The organism is Candidatus Magnetobacterium casense (assembly GCF_019173545.1).
Lineage (GTDB): Bacteria > Nitrospirota > Thermodesulfovibrionia > Thermodesulfovibrionales > Magnetobacteriaceae > Magnetobacterium > Magnetobacterium cryptolimnobacter.
Genome location: NZ_JABXWD010000345.1, coordinates 1 through 3,576, shown reverse-complemented (window position 1 = coordinate 3,576; position 3,576 = coordinate 1). Strand labels below are relative to the sequence as shown.

General features: G+C 51.7%; 2 protein-coding genes. Both read left to right on the top strand.

Going from position 1 to position 3,576, the window contains the following annotated elements:
- Positions 1 to 107: 107 nt before the first annotated feature.
- Complete coding sequence (locus tag HWQ67_RS20630; RefSeq protein ID WP_218253409.1) at positions 108 to 440, top strand: SIR2 family protein; 333 nt, start codon at positions 108 to 110, stop codon at positions 438 to 440.
- Positions 437 to 3,259, top strand: coding sequence for a PD-(D/E)XK nuclease family protein (locus HWQ67_RS14515; RefSeq protein WP_218253408.1), 2,823 nt, complete (start codon positions 437 to 439; stop codon positions 3,257 to 3,259). The genes HWQ67_RS20630 and HWQ67_RS14515 overlap by 4 nt, the downstream gene beginning before the upstream one ends.
- The last annotated feature ends 317 nt before the right edge of the window (positions 3,260 to 3,576 follow it).

Genomic DNA, 3,576 nt, shown 5'->3' with positions numbered 1-3,576 from the left:
CCTGGCTTGACCAGGAATCCATGATGCATAAAAGCGTAGTTACCATGAAATATAAAGAGGATACTGAATAAGTGATAGTGATGCTAGCACTATCATATTAATTCTTAATGAAAGCTAATAAGAGCATACAAAAGTTAAACGATTCTTGTAGCTCAACCTTTGAACCACAAGAAAAGATATTTCACAGACACGGAAGATATGATTATCCGCAAGACATTGTATTGACTGAGGATGATTACAAGAGTCATTATCTTTCTCAAAGGGGTTTTATGGGTTCATTAGAGGCTATTATAAAGACCCGTCCTTTTGTTTTTATTGGCTCAGGGGTTAATGTTTTGGACTTCCTGCAAATAATGAAATTCATCGAGTTTGATATCCTCCACACCGCCCTCTACCAAGTAAGCCGCCTCCCTTCTTCTTCCTTCTTTCCACTGCTATGAACGTGACGCTTGTACCGGCGACGGCTGACCTTGTGCAGGAGGCGGCTGGTAGACTGACGACGGGATGCGACTATAGCAACAACCTTGTCATCTTTCCCGGCAAACGACCTGCACACTTCCTCAGAAAGACGCTGGGACAGAGGGGCGAGGGCAGCTTTATCCCGCCAAAGGTGTTTTCGATGGACGGCTTCGTGGACTTCATATACGAGGACGTACTTGGGCTCTTTGACCCCGCACTTGAGACCATCGACGCTGTGGCAATCCTGTACAAGTGCCACAGGGAACACTCCACACGGGAGTGGGAACACTTCGCCACGCCGGACAGCTTCTTTGGCATCGGCATGAGCATCTACCGCGACATCGAGGAACTCTGCATCGAAAAAAAGGGCGTCGAGATCACCTCCAGGGTCGAGGAAATCTTCAAGGACATGTGCCCGCTGCACAGTATGCAAAACATCCAGAAGCTGTCGTTTTTCTATGAGGAGTTCTACAAGACCGCCAATGCGCTGAACTACTCCACGCGCTCACTCAGATACGCAACCGTCTCCGAAAGGATTAAGGAGGCAGACCTCTCCCGGTACGATAAGATAATCGTCCTGGGGTTCTATGGCATGACGGCCTCGGAGATAGATATGTTCAGGGGGCTTGCAAGCAACACCAACGCGGAATTTATCTTCCAGGACGGCCCCGGCATCCACGAACGACTAAAGGCCCTTGGGATTGATGGCATTGCCCCGCTTGAGAGGATGGACACGCATGAGCGGATTGAGTTCTACCGCTCTCCCGACGTCCACGGCCAGGTGTTTGCATTAAACTCACTGCTAACCCGGACACAGCCCCTCAACGAGCGCACCGTCATCGCCCTGCCGTCGTCGGAGACGCTCTTCCCGCTGCTGCTGCAGGGACTGTCGGTGTTTGACGAGGCCGACTACAACGTCTCCCTGGGATATCCCCTGTACCGGACGCCAATCTACGGCTTCTTTAACAACCTCATGCAACTGATCACCACAATGGACGGCCACCGCCTGTACATCCACGACTATCTGAGGTTTGTCCTGCACCCGTACACGAAAAACGTCCTGCTCTCCACCAGGGCGGACATCACACGGATCATGTTCCATACCATCGAGGAGGAGTTGTCCCCAAACCGCACAAAGACGTTCTTTTCGCTGGAGGAGCTGGAAAACGACACGGAATTGTTTGATGCAATCGTCAAGATACTGGGAAAATCATCGGATTCGCTCCTTACAGTAGCGGGGTCGGATTCGCTAGCGGGGCACGACGCCAAGGGGATCAGAGACCACCTGATCGACATCCACAACAATACGATCAGACGATTTATGGGCTTTAAGGACACCGCAGACTTTGCCGCACAGTGCATAGCCATCCTGAGTTACGTCTACAGGGAGAGCACGGCCCCGCTGCACCCGTACTTTTACCCGTTTGCCGAGGCATTTGCCAAGACCCTGCACAAGATCGTAAACTCCCAAATGGCAGAGATACGTTTTGTGCAACCCGCCGGTTACTTCAATCTATTTAAGAAGTACATAGCGACCTGTTACTGCCCCTTTACGGGGACGCCGCTTAGGGGGATGCAGGTGTTGGGGTTTCTGGAGACGCGCAACATCCGGTTTGACCGGGTGTATATCCTCGACGTCAACGAGGGCGTGCTGCCCGGTACGACGCTTGAGGATTCGTTGTTGCCCTTTGGGGCGCGTCAGCAGTTGGGGCTTCCGACCGCCGTGGACAGGGAAAAGCTGTCGGCCTACTACCTGGAGACGCTCATAGCAGGCGCCAAAGAGGTCGCCGTCTTCTTCGTGGAAAACGACAAGAAGGAAAAAAGCCGGTTCGTAGAGCGCCTCCTGTGGAAGCAGCAACAACGCAACAACCACCTCAGTGACGACAATCTCGTTAGCTCCATCCAGTACAAGATTGAGCTTAAGGGCAGGTCTCCGGAGCCGGTGGCAAAGACCGATGCAATGCTTAACGTTCTGCGCAACGATATCCGCTACAGCGCCTCTGCCCTGGAGACCTACCTAGTGTGTCCCTTAAGGTTTTACTACAAGTACGTCCTGCGCCTCGACAAGAAGGACAAGGCCACTCAGGACATCGAACCAATGGATATCGGCAGCTTTGTACATCACGTGTTGGCTGAGTACTTCAGGGTGCTCGTTGGAGTTGCGCTCACGCCCGGAGATATCGACCAAGGGCGTATGCTCGTCTGTCTTGAGGGGGCATTCAGGGAGTTCTACGGCAACGACCCCAGCGGTGCGGCCTATCTGCTGAAGCATCAGGTAAGAAAACATCTGCTTGACTTCCTCACCGGTTACACGGCCCCCGTTGTTACAAACACCAGGACGGTGATCAAGTGCGTTGAGGAGTCCGTCAGCGTCAAGATGGGGCAGTTCAAACTTTACGGGGTGCTCGATAGGGTCGATATCCGTGATGGTGCCGTGCTGATCCTCGACTACAAGACCTCCGCCAAGATAGCGATGGCCCTGGGCAAGCTCGATCCGGATGATCGGGACAGTTGGTCGGCGGTCTCCAACTGCGTGCAGTTGCCGTTTTATCGGATGCTTTATGCGCAGAGGTTTGGGGTTCCGGCAGAGTCGCTCAGTTGTGCGCATATTTTTCTGGGGCGGTCTGTGATTGATGAGGCCATCGAGGTACCCTTTCCACCGGACGCCTACGAAGTCGTCGGGCTGTTGATTCAGCGCGTACTTGCCGAGATCGTAGAGCCGTCTGTACCCTTTGGGTCGGTCAGGGACGCAAAGAAGGTCTGCGCAAGTTGCGTATATCGCTGCATCTGCGGCACATAGGATGAAGAGAAGAACAAAGAGGGCGGCTCCGCCCCCTCCTTGACCCCCTTCCTTGCGGAGGCTGGTGGCCAAGTTGGGGGGTGGGATAAAACTATTGCGTTTTTTTACAATATCATACATATAAGTATTTTGTAATGTGAAGTAAACTTTTCAAAAGTAAATTTCTCTTGACAGCATCTGAGGGGTTAGTTTAGAGTGAAGAATACATAAATAATGAGCCTCTTGCAAAACTCCTAAATTTTAATGATATTTTAGCCCTCCCTATGATAAAATAAATTTTGTAAAAACATTTTAAATCATAAGGAGAGCATATGTTA